The following is a 736-nucleotide window of genomic DNA, read 5'->3' on the forward strand; positions in this document are numbered from 1 at the left end:
CCTTGGACGAGAATAACGCTATTGCCGTGGCAGCAGATCTGGCGCACTTGCTGAAAGACCAGGATCGTCTCAAGACCATCATCTCCTCCCATCACACAGTATTCTTCAATGTGCTGTGCAATGAGATGAAAAGGGCTCTGCGCTATTTTCTCGCCAAGGCGGAATCGGGTTACGAGCTACGCGATACTACCGACACACCCCACTTTTATCACGTCGCCATGCTCAAGGAGCTGCACCGAGTTGCGAAAACTGGTGAGATTTACACCTATCACTTCACGATTCTGCGCAGCATCATGGAAAAGACTGCGACCTTCCATGGCTTTAGCTGCTTGGGCGAAATCATCAAACGCGAACCAAACGACGAAGACGGTGAGCTTCATGCTCGGTATGTCAATCTCCTGAGCCACGGAAATCATTCTCTTTTCGAACCGGTGGATATGATGGAAGAGAACAAGCGGATCTTCCGCAAGATATTGAACAACCTCATGAACAACTACCGATTCAACCCAAAACTTTTTCCCTGAAGCGGCGACCGAGGAAACAGCAGCATGACCGAGCAAGACAAAATACAATTGGGCAAGACCCTCTGGGGCATTGCCAACGACCTGCGCGGTGCGATGAATGCCGACGATTTCCGCGATTACATGCTGTCGTTCCTCTTTCTGCGCTATCTGTCGGACAACTACGAGGAGGCCGCACAAAAGGAACTGGGTCCCGACTGGCCAGCGCAGGATGA

The 736-nt window shown here is 51.4% G+C and carries 1 protein-coding gene and 1 pseudogene; both read left to right on the forward strand.

Annotation, left to right across the window (positions count from 1 at the left end; genetic code table 11):
* Positions 1-524, forward strand: a pseudogene (locus ACOCD2_RS23750) (anticodon nuclease); the annotation flags it as partial.
* Positions 525-548: 24 nt separating this feature from the next.
* On the forward strand, positions 549-736 hold a 188-nt coding region (locus ACOCD2_RS23755), incomplete at its 3' end, for a type I restriction-modification system subunit M N-terminal domain-containing protein (RefSeq protein WP_419600109.1).

Origin of the sequence: Thiolapillus sp. (assembly GCF_048562965.1) — a bacterium.
Lineage (GTDB): Bacteria > Pseudomonadota > Gammaproteobacteria > Chromatiales > Chromatiaceae > Thiolapillus > Thiolapillus brandeum_A.